We start from the raw sequence: 23555 nt of genomic DNA on the forward strand, positions 1-23555 counted from the left end.
GTAAGTTTAAAAGAACGCGTGCTTACACGCGTTGGAAGCCAAGGTGGATTTTCCAGTGCTGGTCATCTACTTTCGGATAGTCGGTCCTAAAGTGCACGCCTCGGGATTCCTTCCGCTCGTGGGCTGCAACGGCCATCATCAATGCGACCGTTAACTGGTTCTGCAACTCCCAGCCCTCAATACTTGAAAAAGCTTGTGGAAGTACATAGTGCGTGTACTGCGATATGCTTTGGATCGCGTCATCTAACTGATGCTCGCTGCGTCTGACCCCAACATAACGCCCCATCAATGACCTAAGTGAGTTTCGAATGTCGGCGATGTCAATCTGCTGATTGGGAGCTAGGCTGCTGTCCTCCAGCGGCAAAGCCTTCAGGTCACTTTTGCCTGCCAATGCTAATCTGCTCGCGGCTGCTCCAGCCGACGCACCGAATACCAGCCCTTCCAGCAAACTGTTGGAGGCCAGCCGATTAGCACCATGCAGCCCGCTGCTGGTTACTTCTCCCGCGGCCCACAGTCCTGGCAAGGTCGTTTGACCATCGGCATCAATCGCTAGGCCACCAATCATGTAATGCGCTCCTGGGCGAACAGGAATGGCATCGGTCGCAATGTCCAATCCGAACCCTTCGCAAACTTTTGCAATGCCCGGAAAGCGGCTGCGCACATGCTCGGCTGGCAAATGCTTCATCGTCAAATACACACAAGGGCTTTGCGTCTTAGCCATCTGGCTCACGATGGATTGCGAGACAATATCGCGAGGTGCTAGCTCCAGGCGAGCGTCATAGTCTTGCATGAAGCGATAGCCATTGGAGTCAATGAGGTAAGCTCCTTCTCCGCGAATCGCTTCGGTTATCAACGTGCGCGAGGAACCTGCGATGTAGAGCACTGTCGGATGGAATTGCATGAACTCCATGTCTCGCAGTTTAGCACCAGCGCGAAAGGCAATCGCGTGCCCGTCACCTGTAGCGACTCGTGGGTTGGTCGATTCACGATAGACTTGTCCACAGCCTCCGGTGCACAGTATGGTTTGATTGGCCCATACCAGGACCGGTTGCGAGCTGCCGCTGCGAGCGATGGCAGCGCCGCGACATTGCCCCTCGCTGGTTAGCAGGTCGAGTGTAAAGGCGGACTCCCAAACTTCGCAATGGTTGCTTTCGCGAGTCTTGGCGATGATGGCTCGCATGATCTCTTTGCCTGTTGCATCGCCCAGCGCATGCAGGATGCGTTGATGCGAGTGTCCGCCTTCGCGACCTAGTAGAATTGCGCCGTCGCGCTGATCGAATTGGGTTCCCCAATGGATGAGTTCGGCGATGCGCCGCGGTGCTTCTTGAACGACTCGCTCAACTACTTCAGGATCGCAAAGTGCTCCGCCAGCGGTCAAAGTATCGGCAACGTGATTATCGATATGGTCTTCGGGGTCCCAAACGCTGGCGATGCCGCCTTGAGCATACGCGCTGTTGGATTCGTTGATCCGATCTTTGGTCACGATCAGGACATTGAGCGATGGATCGACCTCTTGAGCGGCTCGCAGCCCCGCAAGTCCTCCACCGATGATCAAGACATCGGTGAAGTAATGCATCATCCGCTTAGGATTTAGCGGCATTAAGTAACGAGGGCTGGCGGCGATTCGGTTGAGATCGACAACGCGAGTGGGAGTGGTCATTCAGTTGCCGGTTCCCACTGGGTAGTCGACGGGTCCGCTTCCGCATCGGGCATTTCAAAATTTGGCTTTTCAAACTCAGGGAAGGTAAGTGGAATCACGCGACCATCTGAGGTGGTGAGCACTGCTTTAGGCGGGGCATTCTTGTCTGCGCTCTCTTCTATTGTGACCCGTCCTGAGCCCAAAGAACCTTTGACATCGAAGACCGCCTTTTTCTGTTTTTGTGTTTCCGAGATGTTCATTGACGCGCTTTCAATCTCCCCGAGTTCCGCTTCCAATTCCGGGGACGTCTTGGCCACTTCCATGGCGGCAGCGCCAACCAGTCCCGTGAATGCTTTCGCACCGAAATAACCCGCAGCCGTAAAACCACCGCAACACAGCAACAACACGCCACCGACAACGCCCAAGATGATCCAAAGCGTTTTATTGCTTTTTGGGGGTGGTGTGTACTGATTTTGGTTTGGATTGAACGTATTAAAATCTTGCGGCATGTTTGACATAGTCTTCAGCTTCCTTCGTGTCCGTGGGCGTCATTGTTCTTGCTGAGGTTTTCCTGTTCCAGCCGTTCGACATACTGTTTCACGACGCTCCGGTCGGTTAATTTCGCATGCACGTGTGGCCGTTTGACCAGGAGCAGGGCCTGAGCTTGGAGGATCGTCATTCTACGATGTTTTACCAACCAGCACAGTACAACCGTAGCGCTTCTGGCACGGCCCGCTTTGCAATGGACGTAGACCTTGTCTCCGCGCTCGACTACTTGTTGAATGAAGTCAACGCCGTGGGTCACATGTTCCAAGCTTGGAGGCTGGAAGTCGATCGTGGGTAGCCATAATTGCTGGATGCCCAGCTTCTTGTACTCTTCAACCGGACCAGGGAATTCCTGGCACATGTTGATGACCGCTCGAACCCCCTCTTTATAGAGATTCGTCAAGTCGCGTGTCATGGGGCGAGCCCCTAAGATCACTCCATCATCGACATAGTCCCACCAGCGGCGGTGTTTGAGCACGCGTCCCAGTAGAATGTTCCATAGATAAGTTGGCCAGAAAAGTAATTTTGCGATGAAAGAGTTCACGGGCGATTCGATGTGGCAGGTTCTTATGCGTTTGTCATCATGGCTAGACGCTGGAGGATGCTGCTGGCCGTTCCATTGTCGATCGCGTGTTCGCAGCGGCGTCGAGCGGAGATTAGGTCGGGCTCCAAGCCCACCAACCAAACTCCAGACGCCGCGTTAGCGACTACGATATCACGAGCGGGACTGTGCGCACCCGATAAAACCAACCGGATGATTTCAGCGCTTTCCGTTGCATTATCGACCAGCAGGTCTTCGGTGGAGATCGGGTGTAAACCAAAACTAGCTGGCGACCAAGTAATCTGTGTGATGCCGGCAGGCTCGATCAGCAAGACTTGAGTGTCGGCCGAAAGGGAGACTTCGTCGAGGCCATCTTCGCCGCGAACGACAATGGCGCGGAAGGCTTGCAGTTGATGCAAGGCGCTGGCCATCTTCATTGCGAAACCCTCTTTCCCCACCCCTAGCACTTGGTAGGGGGCACCTGCTGGATTGCAAAGCGGTCCTAGATAGTTGAACAAAGTCGGGCTTTGGATCGAGCGTCGCACGGCCGAAACGTGCTTCATTGCTGGATGGAGCAAAGGGGCAAAACAAAAGCCGATCCCCAGTTCATCAATGCAGTTTTCGACCACTTCGCGGGGAGCTTCGATGCGAATTCCTAGTTCCGCCAGCACATCGGCAGAACCGGTTAAACTGGTCACTTTGCGGTTGCCATGTTTGGCGACGGCCGCGCCAGCGGCGGCGGCCACAAAGGCGGCGGCCGTGGAAATATTGAATGTTTTTGAACCGTCGCCACCGGTGCCGCAGGTGTCCAGCAAGTTGGTTCGACGGGTTCGAATCGGAGTCATCGCGGCACGCAAAGCTTCGGCCGCCCCGACCATTTCGCCGACCGCTTCCCCTTTTGTGTGCAAGGCGATCAATAATTGACGCATCGAGGGATCGTCAATTGTTCCCTGCAGCATTGCTGTTACGATATCGTTCATGGTTTGACGAGTCAGATCGCGCCCAGCTTCAGCTTGGGCAATCGCGTCGTCAATCATCGTTGTTGCTTCGCTCATAACGAGAATGGTACACTATCAGACGCTGCGAAATAGCCCCTCACTGCCATAGGCTTTGGCCAAGAACGGATTGGAACGAAGGCCGGTGATGGGAAAAACTCGATTTTATCAGATTTCATTTCGTTTGCTCCCTGGATAACACCTGTTTCTGTCACTTTTGCTCGAAACCGCTTATGTCTAAACGCATTATTATCGATTGTGATCCGGGGATCGACGACGCGATCGCGATGACCATCGCGCTCTTCGATCCGCGCCTGGAGGTCATGGCGGTGACGGCTACGGCTGGTTCGGTCGATGCGGCGCGTACCACGCGGAACGTGTTGTCGCTGATCGAACAAACGGATCCTCCACGTCATCCTCGAGTGGGGGCAGCTTGTGATCCCGATGATGCGCCGGTAGGGGACGCGGCTGATTTGCACGGCAAGGATGGATTAGGGCTTTGGAACGTAGCGCCGGCCACAAGGCAGCATTTGATCGCCAGTGACAAACTGATGGCCGATGAGATTCGCGCCAACGCGGGCAAAATCTCGCTATTGTGCATGGGGCCACTGACCAACGTAGCCAAGATGTTTAATCGTGACCCAAACTTGGTTTCTTCTATCGACCGGATCATCATGGTGGGGGGGGCGGTCGATTGCAATGGTGACGTCACGGCTGCGGCAGAATTCAACATGCACTTTGACCCCAACAGTGCGGACCAAGTGTTTCGATCGCCGACAACCAAGACGTTGATTCCACTGGATGTTTCCAATCAGTTGACCTTTGGTTTGGACCTGCTGGATCTGTTACCCGCCGAGCATTGCCGCGTGGGCAAGTTGCTGCGGGAAATGTTGCCTTACTATTTCCGTTCGATGCGGCACTACTATGGGCGAGAGACTATTGCGTTGCAAGCCATCGCTGGTTGGCTGATGCTGACCGAGCCGCAGTTGTTTACGACGCAAGAAGAGTATGTCTGCGTGGAAACCGGTGGCAAGTTAACTCGCGGGGCGTTGGTGGCTGATCGCAGACCATTTGCAAATAACCAGCCCAACATGGAAGTTGCCACCGCAATCGATCTAGAGGGAGCTTACGTTGCCGTGCACCGTGCCTTGAAGTTCGCTGGCCAACATTCCGAAGATTGATTGCTGCGGTTGGTATTCTCTAAATGTATTGAAGTTCAACCATGGTTCGCTCACGAATAGGCCCTCTTGCACTCGAAAGCCCGCTTGGTCCTCGCGGTTCTTCGATCTATCGAGCGATTCATGTGCAGCAGCGCAGCCAAATTGCGTTACAACTATTAAGCGTGCCTTTAGGTCTGACGGCAGAAGCCAAAAAGCGATTCATGGAGGAAGTGGAGCGGCTCAAGAGCTTGCGTCATGACCATATCGCGCGTTGCTTTGGAGGTGGTGTCGATGGCAACGACCTCTATATCGTCTATGAGTTGCTCAGCGGCGAATCGCTCAGCCAACGGATCGCAAGAACCGAGCGTTTGTCGTGGGAAGTGGTATTGCAGTTCGGCTTGCAAATCTGCGATGCACTGCAGCATGCTCACAATTGCGGCTGGTTGCATTCCGCTTTGACGCCGGATCGTGTGATGTGCGAGCCCGACGGAGAAACCATCAAGTTGATTGGCTTTCGAGGTGAGATTGTCCGACAGCTTTGCAATCGTCCCAAGTCACCGGAAGAACTGGTGTATCAACCCCCCGAGCAGTTCCTGCCACCGGTGACACCGCATCCGGCGATCGACCTTTATTCGTTGGGCGCGGTAATGTATCACAGCTTGACTGGCCAGCCGCCATTCGCTGCAGAATCATTAGAGCAACTGCGTGGCCAAGTGACTCAGGAAGAGCCCGCATCGGTAGCAACGCTCGTCTATGACTGCCCGGTTTGGCTCAGCAAAATCATCGAGCAACTGCTCAGCAAAAACCCCGTCCAGCGTCCCTTCACCGCGGCGGCTGTCGCGATGGCATTGCGAGAAGCGGAAAAGCGAGCGATGAGTGGCGCCAGTGTGGTGGAATACGCGGCAGGCGGCTTTTCTCCATTGCAAATGAATTTGAATAAGGAGGAGGCCCAGCGAGCTTTGGGGGTAAAGCCAAAAAAGAAGAAATCTTCGAAGGCATCTGACCAGCCGTTGCACGAACGCCCTTTGTTTATTGTGGCCGCCTTGCTGGTGGTGGTAGGACTGATCGCCTACTTCATGCAGCCACTTAGCGAGAAAGCGATGTTCGAGCGAGCTGCCAAACTGATGGCTCAAAAAGATCGTTTATCGTATATCAATGCTCGGGACTGGTATCTTGTGCCAATGTTGTCGCGTTATCCAGATGGCGAGCACAGTCAGTGGGCCAAGGATCAGATGGACTTGATCGAAATGGAAAACGCCGAAGCGTTGATGGAACGTCACAATCGCTTTAATCAGGATCCGACCAGCGAAGGTGAAAGACGATATGGCGAAGCAAGACGCTATGAGCGATTTGGCGACCGAATTACGGCGTTGGATCGGTATCGAGCAATTGTGGAACTGTATCGCGACAACCCTGACGAGCGTCCGTTTGTAAATCTTTCATTGCGACAAATCAGGGAAATCGAGGCTCAACCACCCGATAAAGCGGAATTAATCGCTTTTTTGAATTCTAAACTCGACGAGGCCGATAGAGTCTATGATTCCGGGGACGTCGTCGCAGCCAAGAAAATTTGGGATAGTATTCTCAGTTTGTATAATGGGAATGCGGAAATGTTGCCCGTCGTGTCCCGCGCGCAGGGACGAATCGATAAAATGCGTGAAAGCTCGAAACCCGAGAGCTTCTAATAATCCTCTCTCCCAAACGCGTAGGCGGCAATGAAGTTCACAAATGGTACCGTAGTCGGTAAACGGATCTGGTCTGATGGCTTATTCACCCTGCAAGTCGAAGCTCCCGGTGTTGAACCCTTTGAGCCAGGGCAGTACTTGCAATTAGGAGTACCGCGTCCCGATAAACACTTGCATCGACCCTATTCGGTTGCATCACCGCACGGGCGCATCTTGGAGTTCTTCATCGTGCGTGTCGATGAAGGACGATTGACACCGACGCTTTGGTCTATGACCGTCGGTGATCAGGTCGACGTGTCGACCAAAGGGATCGGAAGTTTTTCGCTGAGCCATGTCAAAGATCGCGAAGACCTGTGGATGATCGGTACCGGCACTGGCTTGGCTCCTTACATAGCCATGCTGCGAGCGGATGACGTCTGGAATCGCTTCCGCAATATTCGTCTAATCCATGGCGTGAGATTCGCAAGAGATATCGCTTATCAAGAAGAGATGCAAAGCTTGATGGCCAAACACGCTGGCCGATTTGCATGGCTGCCAGTCATTTCACGCGAGCAGCATGAGGGTACATTGTTTGGCAGAACGACGCAGGCTCTAGCAAACGGGCAGTTGGAGGAGGCGTGCAAGCTGACCATCGCGCCCGGGAAATCAGCGGTGATGCTGTGCGGGAACCCCGACATGTTGAACGAGATGGAAGCGATGCTGATTGAACGTGGTCTGAAGCGTCACAGTCATAAAGAGCCCGGAGATATTGTGGTTGAACGCTATTGGTGATGGCGTAATTGCGATGCTGTTCAATCGCTGATATTGGGGGCTGTTACGCCTGCCTCGAAGCCACTGGAATCTACACAACAAGTATGGGGGATGCTGCAGTTGTCGTCTGCCTATTTTGCCGGTTGAAACATCCGGGTTTCGTTTAACCGGGTTGGGCATCGCCCCGCATTTGTTGTGCACTGCGGTAGCACCACGGTCCGCTGGGCACGCGGTGAAACGACGTTTACCACGTTTCGTATGCAGATCGAACGTAATATTAATAGATTGAATTTGTCATCAAGGCTTTAGACTTCCAAAATGTCCCACGTCAGTTCCGCTTTCCATATCCAGCTTTACTGCACCGAAGCAAATTCAAATCCGGACAGCTCTGCCGCAGGTTCGTTGGATTACAACGGTTTTCCGCTTCTGCGAGCCGTCCCGCCCACAAAAATGTCTTTTTTTGGCAGCAGTTTTGAGCAGGTCTTGGAGCGACTTCTGAAGATTCCCGGTGTTTACGCTGAAGGGGATGGCTCTTGGAGCTGGACGGCCGAGGCCAAAAACGAACGCAATCAACCTGCTTGGCGTATCGAAGGAATGATCTACGACCGAGACGGCCGGGTATTCTACGTCGATATGCAAGGACAATGTACCCGCCAGCAGTGGGTGACTATGATTGAGGCCTTGCAGATCCCGGCCAACCATCAATTGGTCGTGTGTCTCGCTCAGCTTGGCGTGTGGGTCGCCCCCGCTAGTTTTGAAGAGTGGCTAGAGTCCACCCATTTGTAGGAATAATCATGTTGCCAATTCGAAATCGAAATCAAACTGCGAACGCTGGACCGCGAGCGGCAAGCGGTCTTTGTCACGCAGTTCGCTCATGGTGGCGGCCGATCTTGGCTTGGTGTGTTTGTAGCTTGGTCGTGATTGTCGCGCAGACGTCGCTGTTCGCGGCAGGAGACCAATGGCCAGTGGAACGCGGTAGTGCTGGTGCGCAGGGCGTTTCCGAATCCAAAATGCCGGACATGCTAGAGGAGCTTTGGAGCTACAGTGTTGAGGGGGGGGCGTTCGATGCTACGCCGATTATTGCCAATGACCGCGTGTTCGCTTGTGATGCCGATGGCGCTATACATTGTCTAAGCTTGAAAGATGGCTCGCTGATTTGGAAAACGGAAAGTGAAACGGGCTATCTAGGCGCAGCGGCTTATCAGGACAATAAGCTTATCGCTGTCGACTACGATGGCTTTGTGACTTGTTACGACGCTCAGGAGGGCAAAGAGCTTTGGAAGTTTGAGACAGAAGCTCAGATTGATGCTGGTGCTAACTTTTATCACGATCTCGTATTGGTCACCAGCGAAGATGGCAACTTGTATGCGTTGAATTTGAGCGATGGTGTATTGAAGTGGAAGTATGAAACCGGGGACCAGTTGCGTTGCAGCCCGACGATAGCGGGTAATTTAACGTTTTTAGGCGGCTGCGATGGTGTCTTGCATGTCGTCGACTTGGATAAAGGCGAATCGATCGGCAAAACAATGTCGTTAGAAGGTCCGACGGGGTCGACTCCGGCGGTGCTGGACAATGTTGCTATCGTGCCAACGCACAGCGGAGCGGTATTTGCTTTTGACTGGCAAAAAGCAGAAGGACTGTGGCGATTCAACGATACGGATTTAACGCAGGAGATTCGAACTTCACCTGCCATTTTTGGCGATCAAGTTTTTATCACGCCACGAAATAAGCGGGTCATGGCGTTCCATAAGCTTACCGGCGCTGTGTTGTGGGAGCAGGTGTTGCGGAAGCGAAGCGATAGCTCGCCGGTGTTTGCCGATGGTCGTGTTTGGGTGACGGCGACCGATGGGCAGGTGATGGCTTTGAACGCCACCAACGGAGAAGTGGTTTGGAGTCAGCAACGAACGGGAGCGTTTCTTGCTTCGCCAGCCATTGCTCAGGAGCGTTTGGTTGTGGCCAGTGACAAGGGGGTGGTCTATTGTTTCGGCGCCAAGCAGTAGGCAAAATTCTCGTAGCGACGGTTTGGACTTGTTCCTGCTTGCCTGGGCGTTGAAGATTCCCGATTCTATACGCTTGGTTGAATGGTATGGCTGTTAAGCTAGAATCAAGGACGCTACGCAACGGTATGAGGCTTGGGTAATAACGAGGCAATGGTTTCGCTGTTGGGATGTTCACGACGGTGAGATGATTACCAATTTGAATCACTGAAAGGTTCGCATGTCGACCGATACAGCCAAAACAGAAGTCGGTAGTTACTTTATTTCCAACTACCCGCCCTATTCACAATGGTCCGAAGATCAATTGCCAGCGATTCGTCAAGCGCTTGCGAGTCCGCCAGTTCCTGACACGCCGCTGGGGCTGTATTTGCACATTCCGTTCTGTCGGAAACGTTGCAAGTTCTGTTATTTCAAGGTCTTTACGGGCGTCAATGCGGAAGAGATCGAGCGGTACGTGTCAGCGCTTTGTCGTGAAATCGAACTGGTGTCGCAGCAGCCAATCATGGGCGGTCGACCTTTTCGTTTCGTTTATTTTGGAGGTGGGACGCCCAGTTTCTTATCACCCAAGCAACTCAATAGTCTCGCGGATCGCTTGCGAGCGAATATCTCATGGGACAAAGCGGAGGAAGTCACCTTCGAATGCGAACCGGGTACGCTCAGCGAAACCAAGATCAAAACGCTGCGCGAAATCGGTGTGACTCGATTGAGTTTGGGTGTCGAGAATTTCAGCGATCAGTTGTTAGAAGAGAACGGTCGAGCACACTTATCGAAAGAGATTGACCGAGCGTGGCAATGGATTCGTGACGCAGGCTTTCCCAACGTGAACATCGACCTTATTTCAGGGATGGTTGGTGAGACGTGGGACAATTGGAAGATGAATATTCGCCGTGCGTTGGAGCTATCTCCGGAGAGTGTCACGATCTACCAAATGGAATTGCCGTTCAATACGGTTTACTCCAAAGATTTGATCGGGACCGATAAAGAATCGCCGGTTGCCGATTGGGCGACCAAGCGAGCTTGGGTCGAATATGCATTTGATGAGTTTCAAGCGGCTGGATATAAGGTTAGCAGTGCCTATACCGTCGTGAAAGAAGAGCCCAAAGTGAGCTTCAGCTATCGCGATAATCTGTGGATGGGTTCTGATCTGTTGGCCACGGGCATCGCGAGCTTTGGACATGCCAGCGGCGTGCATTATCAGAATCGTCCAGAGATGCCGGAGTACCTTGCCTCCTTGCTAGAACGTGGCGAACTGCCTTTGGGGCGGGCGTACGTGCCGACCAGTCATCAACGATTGATTCGCGAGATGATTTTGCAATTGAAGCGAGGGTTTGTTGAAAGAGAATACTTTGAGCAAAAATTCAACGTCAATATCCTGGAGCAGTGGGCGGATGTATGGAAGCAACATGCCGACGACGGACTGTTGACGTTTAGCGAAGATCGCGTTGATTTGACAGTCGCCGGAATGTTGCGAGCAGATTCGTTGTTGCCAGCGTTCTTCGAAGAGCAGTTCCGCGGAGTTCGATATACATGACCACTGCGCTCACCTTCATGATGGGCGAGTTTGCCGCCGAGATTGCTGCCGATCGTCAGTATATTCGCAACCATATGTGGGCCATGCGTCAATCGGAAACGACGCTGCGATTTGGCTTAAGTGCTTATGCGGTTCGGCTATTGCAGGATGTCTACTTCATCGAATTCAATGTCGAGCCTGGCGATGAGATCAAGTCTCGCCAAGAGATTGGCATGATTGAAAGCAAGAAGGCCGAAAGCGGGATCTATGCGCCGTGTGCTGGGAAGTTCGAGCAGATCAATCCGCGAGTCTTGGCGGACCCTTCCGTGATCAACGTTGACAAGTACGGTGAAGGTTGGCTATTCGAGATCGCTCCGATGGATGTTGAATTGTTGACTCCCGAAGCATACTTGAAGCATTTAGATTCAGCCTGGGATGTCGCTCAACGGACGATCAAAGGGCAAGCCAATTCCGAATGACACGGGGCTTGAACCGCATGCTTGAAACTACTGCATACAAAAACGGCGATTGGTTACCACTGCGACAGTTAAGCTGGTCGCCGCTTGACCTTGGGCCAGCGATGGGGGCCATTGCGGTCGAACGATTGCGGACCTTTCACGGAAGGCCGCACGCGGTTGACTTGTACCTGCGGCGATTGTATACGACAGCCGCAGGAATTCGGTGCAGCCATTTGTTACCTGATATAAACTGGCAGGCGGTGGTTGAAGAATTGTTGCATCGCAACGCCACCGAACTAGCCGATGAACCAGACGTCTCGATTGTCATTTTGGTCTCGCCGGGAATGCCAGAACAAGCAGACCAAGCCACTGTGATGATGTATTTGGATCGACTGCCGTGGAGTGTCCTTGCTGATCGCTATCGCGATGGTGTCGCTGTGGCGCTGACTGCGGTGCAGAATGTTCCCAATGCTTGTTGGTCGGCACAATGGAAGGTGCGAAGCCGATTGCAGTATTACTTAGCCGACTTTCAAGCTCGCGAAGTCCATCCGGGGGCGATTGCTTTGCTCCCGGACCAGGATCAGCGTGTGACTGATACAGCGATCGCTTATCCAATTTTTTGCGTGGCAGGCCGCTGGATTAGCCCGGCTCTCGATCAAGTATTGCCCAGTGTGACTGCGGAGTACTTTGGACCAGAATTAGATCGAATGTTGCAGTTAAATCGCAGCGGGGTCCGGGTAGATCAATTGGCCCATGCCAGCGAAATGCTGTTACTTGGCTCCACCGGGCAACTTCACGCAGTTCGCTGCATCGACCTCTCGTTATACGGAGGCGGTCTCCATGCTTTGCCGGGCGTCAGTGGAGCCGGCTACTGTCAACTGCGAGACGCGATGGAAGCGAAGTTGGGCTGCCATTTCTCGAAGCAACCTAGCGCAAGGCTGCTGGCATGCGCTCCGAAAGCCTAAATGCGGTTCGCCTATTGCTTCACCGTGGCCGCATGATTTTCTGTAGTAGGGTGCTCGCAAATTGATATTGCGTTCCGCAAAGGGCTGTTTTTGCTGATTAAACCGATTGTGACAGGCCGTATCCAGCTAGGATGGGAAGGGATTCTGCCTGGCGGACTTTGCTGGTTTAAAAGGCTGTGCGGGTAGCGTAGAATGGTGGGGCGGGTGCGTGCGTAGCCAGGTTGGTCCCAGTGAGCTCTCGCTTCAGCGTTTTTGATTGGTGGCACTTCAAATTGTTCGAAGTGCGAAGGAATTCCTCTCGTCTCGTACGTGGCGACATTGTGATTTGATGATATCGAAGCCGTTCGTCACTATTTCGAAGATTTCGCTAGCCGCGTTGCTGTGGACAATATGGATCGCCACAGCCGCTCTGAGCATTGCGCAGGAGCCCAGCTTAGAGGGGCAAGCGCCCACGTTGCAGCCGCCAGCGGATATTCTGCCCGAAATCGAAGACGACGATGCGGCCGTCTTTTTGCGCGACGCAGACGGGCAACCGATCGCGGTCCCGCGGTTGCAGTATCAGCAGTTTTACGAGTTTCTTCAGCGGCAGTTTGATGCGACGCAAAAAGGGACCGACGAAGTGGTCTTGCGATCACTGGAAATTCAGGGAGAAGTGGACGGAGCTTTTGCCAGCGTGGTCGTCTCGATTAAAGCGGACGTGCGACAGGAGTTGCTTGGTCCTAAACGCGTTCAGCTTGGTTTGCCAAACTTCATTGTCCAGCAAGTCGAACCTGCAGGGGCATATGTCTCTCGACTAATTCCCAGCGACACCCCCAGCGATGGAGCCGCACCGCCGATACTGAACACAGGGGCGGGCGAGTCGGCCAGCGAGGATCCGGCGAAACCCAGACAGTTGGTCTGGGAAATCCTATCGACTAGTAGCAATCTAACTAGCAGCAATCTAACGGGTGGCAATCTTGATGCCGCCGCCAAAGAAGCTCGCAGTGGACTCAAGGAGTGTAGCATTGTAATCCGAGGCTACTTGCCAGTCGTTGATGGTGTCAAGCAACAGTTGGTACTGGACCTTCCGCCGGTGGCCAGCGAGTTGCAGTTCAAGCTTCCCAAGAAGTCTCGCGAGATAACGTGGGGGCCCGACGCTAATGCCAAAGTGACTACTACCGAACTTTCCGACTCGCTCCAGATTCAACGCATTGGCATTGGCGATAACAGCGTGTTGAGTTGGAGTAATTCCGGCGATCTGGAAAGCGTCACGGCCACAGAAGTTGCAAGTAGTACTCGCTTTATCGGCAATCTCGAAGGTCGACCGTGGACGGCGACGACCAAACTGAACTTAAAGCTAGGCTCTATTCCCAAGGCTCGGAATTTTACGATTCAATTGCCCCCCAACAGCACTTGGAATCCCGCGATTGAATCTACGGTGCGAGCTGGTTGGACATTAACTCGTTTATCGTCTCGGACTGAAGTGACTGGAGGCGATGCGGGAGCAACAGCTCTGAACGAACCGGTGCGATTGCTGTTGCGAGCATCGGCCGAAGAACTCAGTCGCAGTAGCACTTCGATCGAGATTCGTTGGTCATGGCAGCCACCGGCCAAACTTGATCAAGACTTTAGCTTGCCGACCATCACGATCGAAGATGCGCAGCGACATGAAGGGACTATTGAAGTTCTCTTGTCACCCCAAGTGCAGTTTGCTTGGAAGTCTGGGCGAAACAGCGTACTGTCGAAACGTTTAATCGAACCGGGCAGTCCAGAGCTGTTCAATTACGCGTTCAGCTTTTCCAAAACTCCTGTGGATATCACTTGCAGCCTCCGCGAGTTGGGATATCGCTTGCAGTATCGTCCAGAGTTTCATGCGGAGCTGAATGACGAAGCGATTGAGCTCACCGGATTGTTGAATTTTGCAGTCGACCCGTCATTGATGGTTGGGCTGGAGATTAACTTGGGGCCTTGGGCCGTCAAGGAGGTGTTGTGGGCGCAAAGCGGTCAGCCAATCGAGTTTCGGCAATCGGAAGAAGGGGTCGTTCGGTTTGATCCGGCAGGCTTGTATCGTCGCAGTGAAACAGCAACTTCTACTGTTGCCAACGCGACTGGTAGGACCATGCAGGTAACTTTTCTGCGTCCATTGAGCTACGATTCGCCAACGCAACAGCCTCAAGCGGAACTTGAACTGCCCACGGTCACTTGGCTGAACGAGCAAGGTCAATCCATTACGGAGTTGGGGAACGGCTGGTTAACGGTCTCTACCAATACATGGTCCATTGTGAAGCCGTCGATTCAAATGGACAAGTTGGCTCCGGTCAGCGAGCTGCCCTCGGGAATCGATGCGTTGCTGAAGTCGAAGGGGCTGACGCCATATCAAACTTATTTGTTCTCCGAGCAGCGACCGTTGCCGCGCTGGACTGCGACTTTGAAACGTAAGCCGAATTTGGCGACACAGTTCGTTGATACGGATCTGTCGATTGGCGAATCGAGCTACCAAATTCGCAAGACTTGGAAGATTGAGCAGAACAAGTGGAAGGATCTCAGCTTTGCCTTTTACGTGCCACAGATTATCGCAAATGATTTGCTGAGCGATAATCCATCGATTCCATCGGATCGTCGTAGCGTATTTAAAATTGATGGGAAACGAGTTCAATTTCAGAAGGTAGCAGACGAAGCAAGTTCATCGGTGGATGATGCAGATGTACTTGAAAGCGCAGCGGCCGATGAATCCGATGGCGTCGCATCCGAAAATGCAACCGAATTGAAGCGACGGCAGTTGCCGGTAGCTCCCGAAGGTTGGGTAATGATCGAGCCGGTGTTCGACGAGTTGCCCGCGCAATTTGAATTGGAGTTGCAAGCAAGTTTGCCTTTGCTGGTGACCAATCCAGAAACCAACGAATTGCTAAGCAAAGTGAGCGTAGATATCGAAGTGCCCTTCTTGATCGCCAGTAGTCCGCTTATGACGATCGACCGTCATTTCGAAGTTGGAGTGGAGAGCACTTGGAAAGCCACCTTGCCGGTGAAGGAAGACGCGTTGATGGTGCTGCCTGGCCAGTCGATAGCACCCCGTAAGTTGATCGATATGAATCCTAGGATGAAAGCCGAATTGGAGCGGTTGTCCGTGGTCGAGCGATCGACGGTCCGCATTCACCATGTGTGGTTGCAAACGGCACTGAACTGGCTGGATCGGCGCGACCGCTGTGTCCTGGATCTGTCGACAGCAGCCGACCAAATTGAGCTGGAGCTTGCCTCCAGTGAGGTAAATGATTTGACGGTCTTGATCAATGGTCAACGAGTGGATCCGCGTCGTGTAGAAGGCACGTCATCTCTGATACTGATGCTGCCTCGCAACGACAATGTGGCTGTCGGGACCAGCGGCGGAAATCGAAGTGGTTCGGTAGCTCAGCCCTTAGCGGATTCTACCACTGCCATACGTGGCGGCAGTGGTACGACAAAGACGATGAAGCGGTATACGATTGAGCTCTGGATATGGTCCACGGTTTCGCAACAATTGATTTACCGCGTCGCTGAAAATTTACCCAGTATCGTCAATGCGACGGAACCGGCTCCGCGGTATTGGCAAATCATTGTGCCACAGCATGATCATTTATGGACGGCCTCCAGCGCGCTCTTGCCAGAATACCGTTGGGCTTGGTCGGGCCTTTCCCTGAAGCGGACGGCCAACATGCATCAGGCGGAGTTGGAACAACTGACTGGGGCCACCGAGCAAGCGGCTTTCGGGTCCGATGCGAATCGCTATTTGTTTTCCTCGCTGGCCACAATGCTCGACAAGAATAATCGATCGTCGGCTCAGTATGTATACGTGGTACCGCGCTACGTGCTTTTCGCTCCCATCGGTTCCCTGTGCATCGCAGTGGCTTGTTTATTGGTCTATGTGCCTTGGTTGAGAAGTGTATGGATGTTGGCGGTGGTTGGCTTGGCTACGATTGGTGTGGCTGCGATGTCGACCGATATGGCGTTGATGCTGGCTCAATCGGTGGTAGGCGCGTCGGTGCTGGTGGGAGTTCTGTTGCTTGTGCGCTGGAGTATAAGCCGTCGAGTAGATCAGCGAAGTGTATTTGCCAATCGCAGTCGCGTTACTGCTTCCACGGTGATGCCTGTGGAACCGGTGGACTTCGGCAGTGAAGAGTTTTCTCAATCTGGAAATCTTGAGCAAAACGGAGCAGGGCACAATAAGAAGTCGCATAGTACTTTGGGTACTACGCGTTCGTTACAGAATCATCAGACGCCAGAGTCAGACGTTACTTTGGATCGAGCTATCATTGATTCGCGGCCGCGCGAGGCCACTGAGGGAGCGACACAGTGATCTTCGTCATGCCCAAGCTTCGCATTTTTGACTGGCTGCAGCTTTGCACTACAGTCTTGTGCCGACGGTTTTCACCATCGCGAGTGTTGGCTTGGAGCACGCTGGGCTGGCTGCTTTGTATTGCCCTCCATGCTCAAGAGAATGATAGTGGAAATCTCAATTCTCGGGAGTTGGCCGCAGACCAACGCGGTTTGACAACTGAAGCGAAGATCGAGTTTCGAAACCAGTTCGATCCGCGACTTAACGCTCTGAAGGGTTACCAGCAAATTCCCTTGGCTCGCTTGCAGAAAATCTTTCATGACCAGTTGCAGCAAGAACAAGTCGGCCCTATTCCATTGGCCATGCACAGTCGTGTTCGTTGGCATGGCAACAAGCTGATAGGGGTTAGTCAGTTTGATTTTCCGCCCCAAGGTGACCGGGCCCTGTTCACGCTAGCTCCGTTCTCGGCAGCCGTGCTCAGTGATGCGGCTTGGTCGCAGATGACGCGTGCAACACCGACGGTATCGCTGACTTCGCCGTCGTACTATGACGCGTTGGGGCAAGCTGTTTATGAGCTAGTCGAAAACAAGCCTGTGGAAGTGGCTTGGCAGCAGGAAGTGGTGCCCGCGGCTGCAACGCCTTCCAGTTATCCGCTGGAATTGGTGTTCCCGTGGACAACGACCGCAACGTTTCAACTGGCTTTAGATCCGAATATGGAGGTCGTTCAATGCAACGTACCGGTACTGGATCTTGGGCTTGCAAACGATGCATCGCAGTTTCCCAATCCAAACGCGCAGCAGGTAGGAACTGCGGCCATTGTTCCGTCCGTACATGTGTGGGAGTTTCATTGCGGATCTGCCGAAAAGCTTAGTTTTTTAATCCGGCGTCGAACGACGGAAGGGCCAACAACGCAGTATGTTTTTCATTCCGAGCAGATGGACTGGATCGTGCAAAGCGCTGGCTTGGAGTTGAATGCGAGCTTCCTGATCGATTCAACAACGACGCCAAAGCAAATGCAGTTGCTCGTCGATCCTGGCATCCATATTCGTAGCCTGACGTGGGATCAACAGCCAGTCGATTGGAATTTCGATGCAACAAAGCGAGCTGTGATTTTTGCATTGCCGGAAAGCGAAGGTATGTTCGCAGGCACTCAACATCGACTGGTGCTCAACGGTGTTTCGCGTTGGCCGCTGGATGAGGGTGTTTCAAGTGCTGACGCACATCAACTGCCCCGAGTACGGCTTGCGCGAGCTCTCGCAGTGGACGGTCGAGGCTCGATCAGCTTACATTCGGACTGGGAGCTTGTGGACTTTGACGCCGCTGGTGCAACACTGGTATCGCGAAGTGGTACAACCACGCGTGGTGGTATTAGTCGACTAGACTTCAACTGGCGTTTAGCCAGCCCAAGTTTGCGAGCGAAGCTTATAAGACGCCATCGTCTACCAAAGGCTAGTGGAGTTGTCTCCATCACCAACGATCGTGACCACGTTGTTGCAGTCGCCAAGATTCGTTTGTTGGCGATTCCAGAAGTTTGGAACACTCTGCCAATAACCCTATCTCCGGAATGGAAGCTGGAGTCGAAGCAAGCGCAAGTAGCGGTAGGTAGTACAACAGCCGTGAACTTAAGTCACGACGATAGCGGTAAGACTACCTTGTTGTTTGCACCTCCTATCGAGAATCAACCGGTCGAATTGTCGCTGCGCCTGCGTTCGGTGGCACCCATTGAACGGGGACGCAACGTAGATGGCTCGCAGTTCATCCGGATGCCTACATCTGTACCGCTGCGGTTGGATTCCTTTGATGCCGATTTGGTTTATGAGTACGCGCCCGCTTCCGGTTTTGTCGTCGAACGAACAGCGACGCTAGTACACAATACGCTGAACCCAAGCGAATTAGATCTCTGGCAGCAAACACAGTTGCAGCGACGCAATCAAGCGCTCCATACGCGTTGGACAGGTTCGCAGTTACCTCCTGTACGGTTCTTGCGTCAACGCCCAGATTTTGCAATCAAGTCTGTGCTGCAACTAGGTCGCTCCACACACTGGGGACACACAGGTTTCATGGTGGAGTTTAATCCGGATCAAGCTGGAGTGTCGAAGCTAGATCTCGCGGTGCCTGCGCAAGCTCAGCATTTTATATGGCGAGTCGTCGGGAAGGACTTGCAAACGGTTCAAGAGTGGCAGACGGCAGCGGTTCCGATTCCCGTGAATCGCGACGACGCCTCAAGCTCCAATGCAGATGACTCGGCAGCAGAACAAAAGTTACCGCTGTTGACCGAACTGACTTTGCGCTTTGATCGAGCTCTGGTCGAACCGTTTATTTTGGAGTGTCGATATCGGCTTGATCCAGAGATCGCCACGTTTCCGTTGCCGGAAGTTAAGGACTACTTCTACCGTGATCGTTTCATCATGGTGGATTCCGATTGGGATGTTTACGCCAATGGAACAGAGGCGGTAGAACGTATTTATGATACGCAAGCCAATGCCATTTCCGATGACAGACGACAGTCGATTGGCAGTTTATTGGCTCTCATCAGCAAAACATCAACGCACAGTAATCTCTATTTGGGTGACGCTCAATATCATTCCATTGAGTTGCGAGGGCGCCAGCAAAGCACACAGAAGCTGACAATCGAGCAGACTCAATCCAGACTATACTGTCAAGCAGACGGAAGAATGGTTTACGATCTTGAATTGCGGTTTCGAGGTGCCAGTCAAAGGTCATTGATCTTAAATTTGCCGCGGCCTTGGTCTTTGGCCGCTGTGACTAGCAACCTCGGCGAAGTCCGCTATGTGCTTCGTGAACATGCCGATCGTGTGGAGTGCGAGATAGGGAGTCTGGCATCAAGTGATAGTGCTTACCAAGTGCTTCATTTGCAATGGCTTGGTCCAACTCTTTCTCAGCGATATGGTTATGCCGAAGTTGCCGAGCCACAAGTTCAAGGGAACTTTGAGTCGATCACGCATCATTCCAGCGTGCATTTGGCTACCGACTATGTCGCGATACCGTCGCCTCGGGGAACGCAAATCGTTATCACCGATAATCTGCGAGTGCTCAGTCGACCTTGGTCGTGGCAGGCCCTGCTGGATGCTCATGCGCCAGCGAAAACGACCATCGCCTCGCCCGCCGATATGCAGACTGCCAACCAAACACAGATCGATTTTTTAGAGGTGGAGGCTTTGCGACGGACCCGGAATTTTCACGACTTCGCTAATTTAAGCACTGCTGCGGGCCATGGATCGTTCTGGATTGCCGATATTCGCGCTGTATATTTGCAGCGCTGGTTGCTAGTGCTCTTCAGTTGCGTTGCAAGCTGGCTATGCATGCGATACCTATCCTGGCTGACGCCGGCGGTTATCATTGCCTCAGCGTGCGCCGCACTATGGTTGCCAAGGACCGATCTGGCGGTGTCTGTCGTTATCGGAGTCATCGTTGCCACGGTGATCCATACCATGCTGGCGGTAATCGCTAGCGCCTTGCGGGTTCGAGAGGCCGCTTCCAGTGCCAGAGCAACGCGAATTTTGGAACATTCAAGCCTTGCTAGGATCTCTCGAGTAGGTCCCATTGGGCTTTGGATCACCTTGGCTGTCTGGATGACTTTCTTCACTGTCGACAGTGCGTTGCAAGCTCAGGAAGGTATTCTCGCTTCAGATGCAGCGAAGCTAAACGATGCAAGGACGGCGGGACAAAATCAGCCGGATATCATTGTCCCTATCGACGCAAACTCTTTACGCATAGCACCGTTTGCTTACGTTGATTCGGCTCAGTTGCAGTCTATTGATCAAGGTGCCGCTCCCGAAAACACGCCAGCGAACATCTTGATCGCGGCCGAGCACCAGATTCTTTGCAAAGAAAACCAGTCCGTGTTGGCATCCCACAGCGCGTCGACTCTGAGCACTTATCGGTTTCGTATCACGGCTCCGCAAGAGCCGATTGAGTTTCCATGGAATTATCAAGCAATTTTCGATCAGTTCCTAGTCGACCAACGTCCCCAAGCCTTGGGGCAAAACCTTCGCTTCGCTGAATCGAAGCTGTTATGGATCCCCAACCGCGAGGGAGAAGTCGTTGTTCAACTGAAATCTCAGCTTCGCTCGCGTAACGTGGCAGGCTATCAGGTTGCTGTGGCAGGCATCGTGCCTTGTGCCACTGCCAGTGTGATGTTGGACACGGATCTGGTCGATGTCAAATTGTTAGCCGACGATAGGTTGCGAACCGTGCCCAAGACTGGGGAAGTCGCTTACTTTGGCGCGGTCAGATCGCTCGAGCTTCGGTGGCGAACTGACACCAAACCGATCATGTCCTACGATCGCCTGCAGTATGATGCAGAGACGCAACTGTTCCTCAATCACTCCCAACCGCTAGCGGTAACCAGAATTCGAATTGGAGGGATCACTCAGCAGTCTCGATTGAGTTTAGAGTGGAACATCAATTGGCAACCAATTGGTCAGCATTTTCGCGATGCAACCTATGTGGAAGGGTTGGGGCGAGTTCAATCGCTTGGTCGAGAGGGATGCGTCTTGGCCTTGGAACCGATGGCAGTAAGCGCAGGTGCGATTGATCTTGAGATCTATTGGCAACCCGACACGGACGGGATGAATAACATCGGACTGCCGGACCCTAAAATCATCGAAGCCATGCCCAACGTTCGAACTTTGCGCTATACCAATAGCCCTGTGTCACAATGGTTGGTCAGCGGCGTAGAGTCTTGGTCAGCAGAAATTGGAACAACCAACAGTACGTTGTTTGGTTCTAGTGGAGCCATGGCCAATGTCGTCACGCTGCGTGTACCGGATTCGGCTGGCAGTGCCTCGATTCGAAATTCACTTTCATCACGAGAGTTGCCTGACGCACGGGTGAATACTCGATATTTGTTGGATAGCGTAAAGTCAAGATTGCAGTGGCAAGGCATCTTGGTGCAACCTCTGCCGCAAGCGCGCGTGTTGACTTGGCTGGTCGATCGACGTCTGAACATCGAATCGATCAAGGTCAATGATCGAGAGGCTTTGTTTACAGTAGACCATGTTTCCGAGGCCCATGATGTGATCAAGGCGTTAGGTGATACTGATAGCAGTTTTGTTTCGACCGTGGAAATTCTGGCTGGCTACCACCAGCATGTCGACGTGTCTGAACAAACTCTTCCGCTCATTCATTGGTGCAATCTTCGGATTGTACAATCGGGCTACCGAGTCTCGCGGATGATTGGTTTGCCGCTGTCCATTCAGGGCCTCGCCAGTGTCGCTCCACTTTTGGGTGATGTGGTGCAGGTAGAAAACGCTGCGTCGCCTTTGCCCTTCGCTGAAGTCTTGACCGAGGCAGAAGAAGCTGTGCCCTATGAGTTGGTCTACCCTTCCAATCTAGCCAGCCAAGCGAATCCTCAAGACCCAGTTGCCAGCGTCCCGTCACGCGATTTAGCACTGATCAGTACCAAATCTTCACTGGACGAGCCAGGGCTTCAAAATGCTGAAGCCAAGATCACTTTTGAAAAGAATGTATGGCGGTTTGAGTTTGATGCTCGTTTTGAGTCGAACTACGAGAATCGCGGATTGGTTTGCGCGATGCCCGCGGCTGCTGTGCAACGTATTGGGTCCGATCCGTCGGTCCAACAGTTAGGAACGCTAGAAGATACGGCTTATGTCTATTTGCCTTCTAGCGTGAATGTAAACAACCAGATACGGGAGCATCGAATTCAATTCGCCATCGAGCAACCTGCAGATACGAACAACAAGAGCTTTTGGATTCCAGAAATCGAATTCGTTTCCGCCCCGCAGTTGCGATGTCAGCTTGAGCAAACCACGGAAATGCGCGCACAGGGATTCGTTTGGGGAATACCAGGTTGGAAAAGCTCAAATGATAATTCAGAACGCTCCGGCCCCACAAATGACTTGGACAATATTGAGGCAGTCCGCTTCACAAGCATCGGTCGCGTAGCTCCGATTCGCATTGATACCACGCAGGCAAACGCGGCGGGACTAGAGGTCCCCTTTGCCTACTGGACCATCGACCAACGATCCGATGGAGCTGTTGTTGATGGGCTCATCGGCATACTGCCAGGCATGTCCAGTGCGATCACTCTCGAGTTGCCATCGTACTTTGAGAAAGTAGCCGTCTCTCAACTAACTTCAGATGAAATTCGTGCAGGAACGGACTGGCAAGTCCTTGGCCAATCAAATACCAATTCGACAATTGACGTGCCATTGGAACTAAGCCCGTTGAAGGTTCCGCACTTAATCGCCGTCCGAGCTCAAGTGCCCAATGCGGTAGTCGCTGAAAGCAAACTATTTGCTCGGCAAGACGTTGGGTTTATTACCGAAGAAGGCCAGCGAGTTTCGGCCAGAACCAACGCGGTCAGTTTGAGTCGTCGCAGCCAATGGATGTTGCAGTCCGCTGATGTCTCGCTAGATGCCGTCGATTCGAAAGTGATAGCCTCGGAACTGGCCGTGCAGGGTTTAGATCTGATCGAAAACTCACAGGCGAACATCGACCGTTTAAACATTGCTCAGCGGAACTCTTATTTGACTTGTTGGTCGACAACCATCGCCGATGCTTGGCTTGAAGGTTGGAAGTCAGAATCAGGCACACTAGACCAAATGTGGACCGCCCGCTATCGACGATGCTTTAGTGATCTGTCTACGGAGAAAACTAGGCAGTCGCATTTTGTCGATCAATTGCGTTCGACGCAAGCATGGTTTCGCCTACCGCCTACGGGCGTTGAACTGGTGTCGACCAAAGACTCACAATCTACGCTCTGGACATCGGATTGGATCGCCCTGGCAGGCTGGCTAGTCCCATTGGTCATGCTATCGCTCGTCAGTCTGCCGACTAGTTTTGGTTTCTATTTGCGAGCGATGTTTGATGCATATCCTTGGCGTCTCTTGAGTGTATTTGCGGTGTCCTTAGCCTTGTTGCCCTACGCACTCTGGCTGTCGCTAGGCATTGCTGTGATTGCTTTAGTATTGTGCATCACTTCCTATTTCCATGTTTACTGGGAAGATACTTAGCGGCTGTGCATCGTTTTAAAGAT

General features: G+C 52.9%; 14 protein-coding genes. 10 read left to right on the forward strand and 4 right to left on the reverse strand.

Annotation, left to right across the window (positions count from 1 at the left end; all coding sequences use genetic code 11):
- Window positions 1-22 precede the first annotated feature (22 nt).
- The 4 genes from nadB to trpD are packed head-to-tail and all read right to left on the reverse strand — an operon-like array spanning window position 23 to window position 3781.
- Complete coding sequence (nadB, locus tag SH302x_RS26620) at window positions 23-1660, reverse strand: L-aspartate oxidase (protein ID WP_479366138.1); 1638 nt, start codon at window positions 1658-1660, stop codon at window positions 23-25.
- A complete protein-coding gene (locus tag SH302x_RS26625; protein ID WP_479366140.1) occupies window positions 1657-2157 on the reverse strand; it encodes a hypothetical protein in 501 nt (166 codons plus the stop codon). Before SH302x_RS26625 ends, nadB begins: the two co-directional genes overlap by 4 nt.
- 5 nt (window positions 2158-2162) lie before the next feature.
- Window positions 2163-2729, reverse strand: a complete 567-nt coding sequence (locus tag SH302x_RS26630; protein WP_479366141.1) for a dual specificity protein phosphatase family protein — start codon at window positions 2727-2729, stop codon at window positions 2163-2165.
- Window positions 2730-2752: 23 nt separating this feature from the next.
- Window positions 2753-3781, reverse strand: a complete 1029-nt coding sequence (gene trpD / locus SH302x_RS26635) for an anthranilate phosphoribosyltransferase (protein WP_479366143.1) — start codon at window positions 3779-3781, stop codon at window positions 2753-2755.
- Between the two features lie 173 nt (window positions 3782-3954).
- Between trpD and SH302x_RS26640 the strand changes: the two genes are divergently transcribed.
- The 10 genes from SH302x_RS26640 to SH302x_RS26685 all read left to right on the forward strand — a co-directional run bounded on the left by SH302x_RS26640 (window position 3955) and on the right by SH302x_RS26685 (window position 23532).
- Window positions 3955-4902 (forward strand): nucleoside hydrolase, encoded by a 948-nt coding sequence (locus SH302x_RS26640; RefSeq protein WP_479366144.1) that lies wholly within the window; start codon window positions 3955-3957, stop codon window positions 4900-4902.
- A gap of 41 nt (window positions 4903-4943) precedes the next feature.
- A complete protein-coding gene (locus SH302x_RS26645) occupies window positions 4944-6566 on the forward strand; it encodes a serine/threonine protein kinase (protein WP_479366145.1) in 1623 nt (540 codons plus the stop codon).
- Window positions 6567-6596: 30 nt separating this feature from the next.
- Complete coding sequence (locus SH302x_RS26650) at window positions 6597-7337, forward strand: ferredoxin--NADP reductase (RefSeq protein WP_479366146.1); 741 nt, start codon at window positions 6597-6599, stop codon at window positions 7335-7337.
- A gap of 297 nt (window positions 7338-7634) precedes the next feature.
- Entirely contained in the window at window positions 7635-8102 is a 468-nt protein-coding gene (locus tag SH302x_RS26655) for a hypothetical protein (RefSeq protein ID WP_479366147.1), read from the forward strand.
- 8 nt (window positions 8103-8110) lie between these two features.
- On the forward strand, window positions 8111-9316 hold the full coding sequence (locus SH302x_RS26660) for an outer membrane protein assembly factor BamB family protein (protein ID WP_479366149.1): 1206 nt from the start codon (window positions 8111-8113) through the stop codon (window positions 9314-9316).
- Window positions 9317-9533: 217 nt separating this feature from the next.
- Window positions 9534-10844 carry a coproporphyrinogen-III oxidase family protein gene (locus tag SH302x_RS26665; protein ID WP_479366150.1) on the forward strand — a complete coding sequence of 437 codons (1311 nt, stop codon included), beginning with the start codon at window positions 9534-9536 and terminating at the stop codon, window positions 10842-10844.
- Complete coding sequence (locus tag SH302x_RS26670) at window positions 10841-11302, forward strand: glycine cleavage system protein H (RefSeq protein ID WP_479366151.1); 462 nt, start codon at window positions 10841-10843, stop codon at window positions 11300-11302. The genes SH302x_RS26665 and SH302x_RS26670 overlap by 4 nt, the downstream gene beginning before the upstream one ends.
- A 17-nt stretch (window positions 11303-11319) precedes the next feature.
- Window positions 11320-12246, forward strand: a complete 927-nt coding sequence (locus SH302x_RS26675; protein WP_479366152.1) for an aminotransferase class IV — start codon at window positions 11320-11322, stop codon at window positions 12244-12246.
- A 328-nt stretch (window positions 12247-12574) separates the two neighbouring features.
- Window positions 12575-16555, forward strand: a complete 3981-nt coding sequence (locus SH302x_RS26680) for a hypothetical protein (protein ID WP_479366154.1) — start codon at window positions 12575-12577, stop codon at window positions 16553-16555.
- Window positions 16552-23532, forward strand: coding sequence for a hypothetical protein (locus SH302x_RS26685; protein WP_479366155.1), 6981 nt, complete (start codon window positions 16552-16554; stop codon window positions 23530-23532). The genes SH302x_RS26680 and SH302x_RS26685 overlap by 4 nt, the downstream gene beginning before the upstream one ends.
- Window positions 23533-23555 lie beyond the last annotated feature (23 nt).

Source organism: Njordella calcicola (assembly GCF_056494125.1).

Bases quoted from the DNA above. Each gene is read 5' to 3' on its own strand.
- nadB (WP_479366138.1), bottom strand. From the start codon at position 1,660: ATGACCACTCCCACTCGCGTTGTCGATCTCAACCGAATCGCCGCCAGC.
- SH302x_RS26625 (WP_479366140.1), bottom strand. From the start codon at position 2,157: ATGTCAAACATGCCGCAAGATTTTAATACGTTCAATCCAAACCAAAAT.
- trpD (WP_479366143.1), bottom strand. From the start codon at position 3,781: ATGAGCGAAGCAACAACGATGATTGACGACGCGATTGCCCAAGCTGAA.
- SH302x_RS26640 (WP_479366144.1), top strand. From the start codon at position 3,955: ATGTCTAAACGCATTATTATCGATTGTGATCCGGGGATCGACGACGCG.
- SH302x_RS26645 (WP_479366145.1), top strand. From the start codon at position 4,944: ATGGTTCGCTCACGAATAGGCCCTCTTGCACTCGAAAGCCCGCTTGGT.
- SH302x_RS26650 (WP_479366146.1), top strand. From the start codon at position 6,597: ATGAAGTTCACAAATGGTACCGTAGTCGGTAAACGGATCTGGTCTGAT.
- SH302x_RS26655 (WP_479366147.1), top strand. From the start codon at position 7,635: ATGTCCCACGTCAGTTCCGCTTTCCATATCCAGCTTTACTGCACCGAA.
- SH302x_RS26660 (WP_479366149.1), top strand. From the start codon at position 8,111: ATGTTGCCAATTCGAAATCGAAATCAAACTGCGAACGCTGGACCGCGA.
- SH302x_RS26665 (WP_479366150.1), top strand. From the start codon at position 9,534: ATGTCGACCGATACAGCCAAAACAGAAGTCGGTAGTTACTTTATTTCC.
- SH302x_RS26670 (WP_479366151.1), top strand. From the start codon at position 10,841: ATGACCACTGCGCTCACCTTCATGATGGGCGAGTTTGCCGCCGAGATT.
- SH302x_RS26675 (WP_479366152.1), top strand. From the start codon at position 11,320: ATGCTTGAAACTACTGCATACAAAAACGGCGATTGGTTACCACTGCGA.
- SH302x_RS26680 (WP_479366154.1), top strand. From the start codon at position 12,575: ATGATATCGAAGCCGTTCGTCACTATTTCGAAGATTTCGCTAGCCGCG.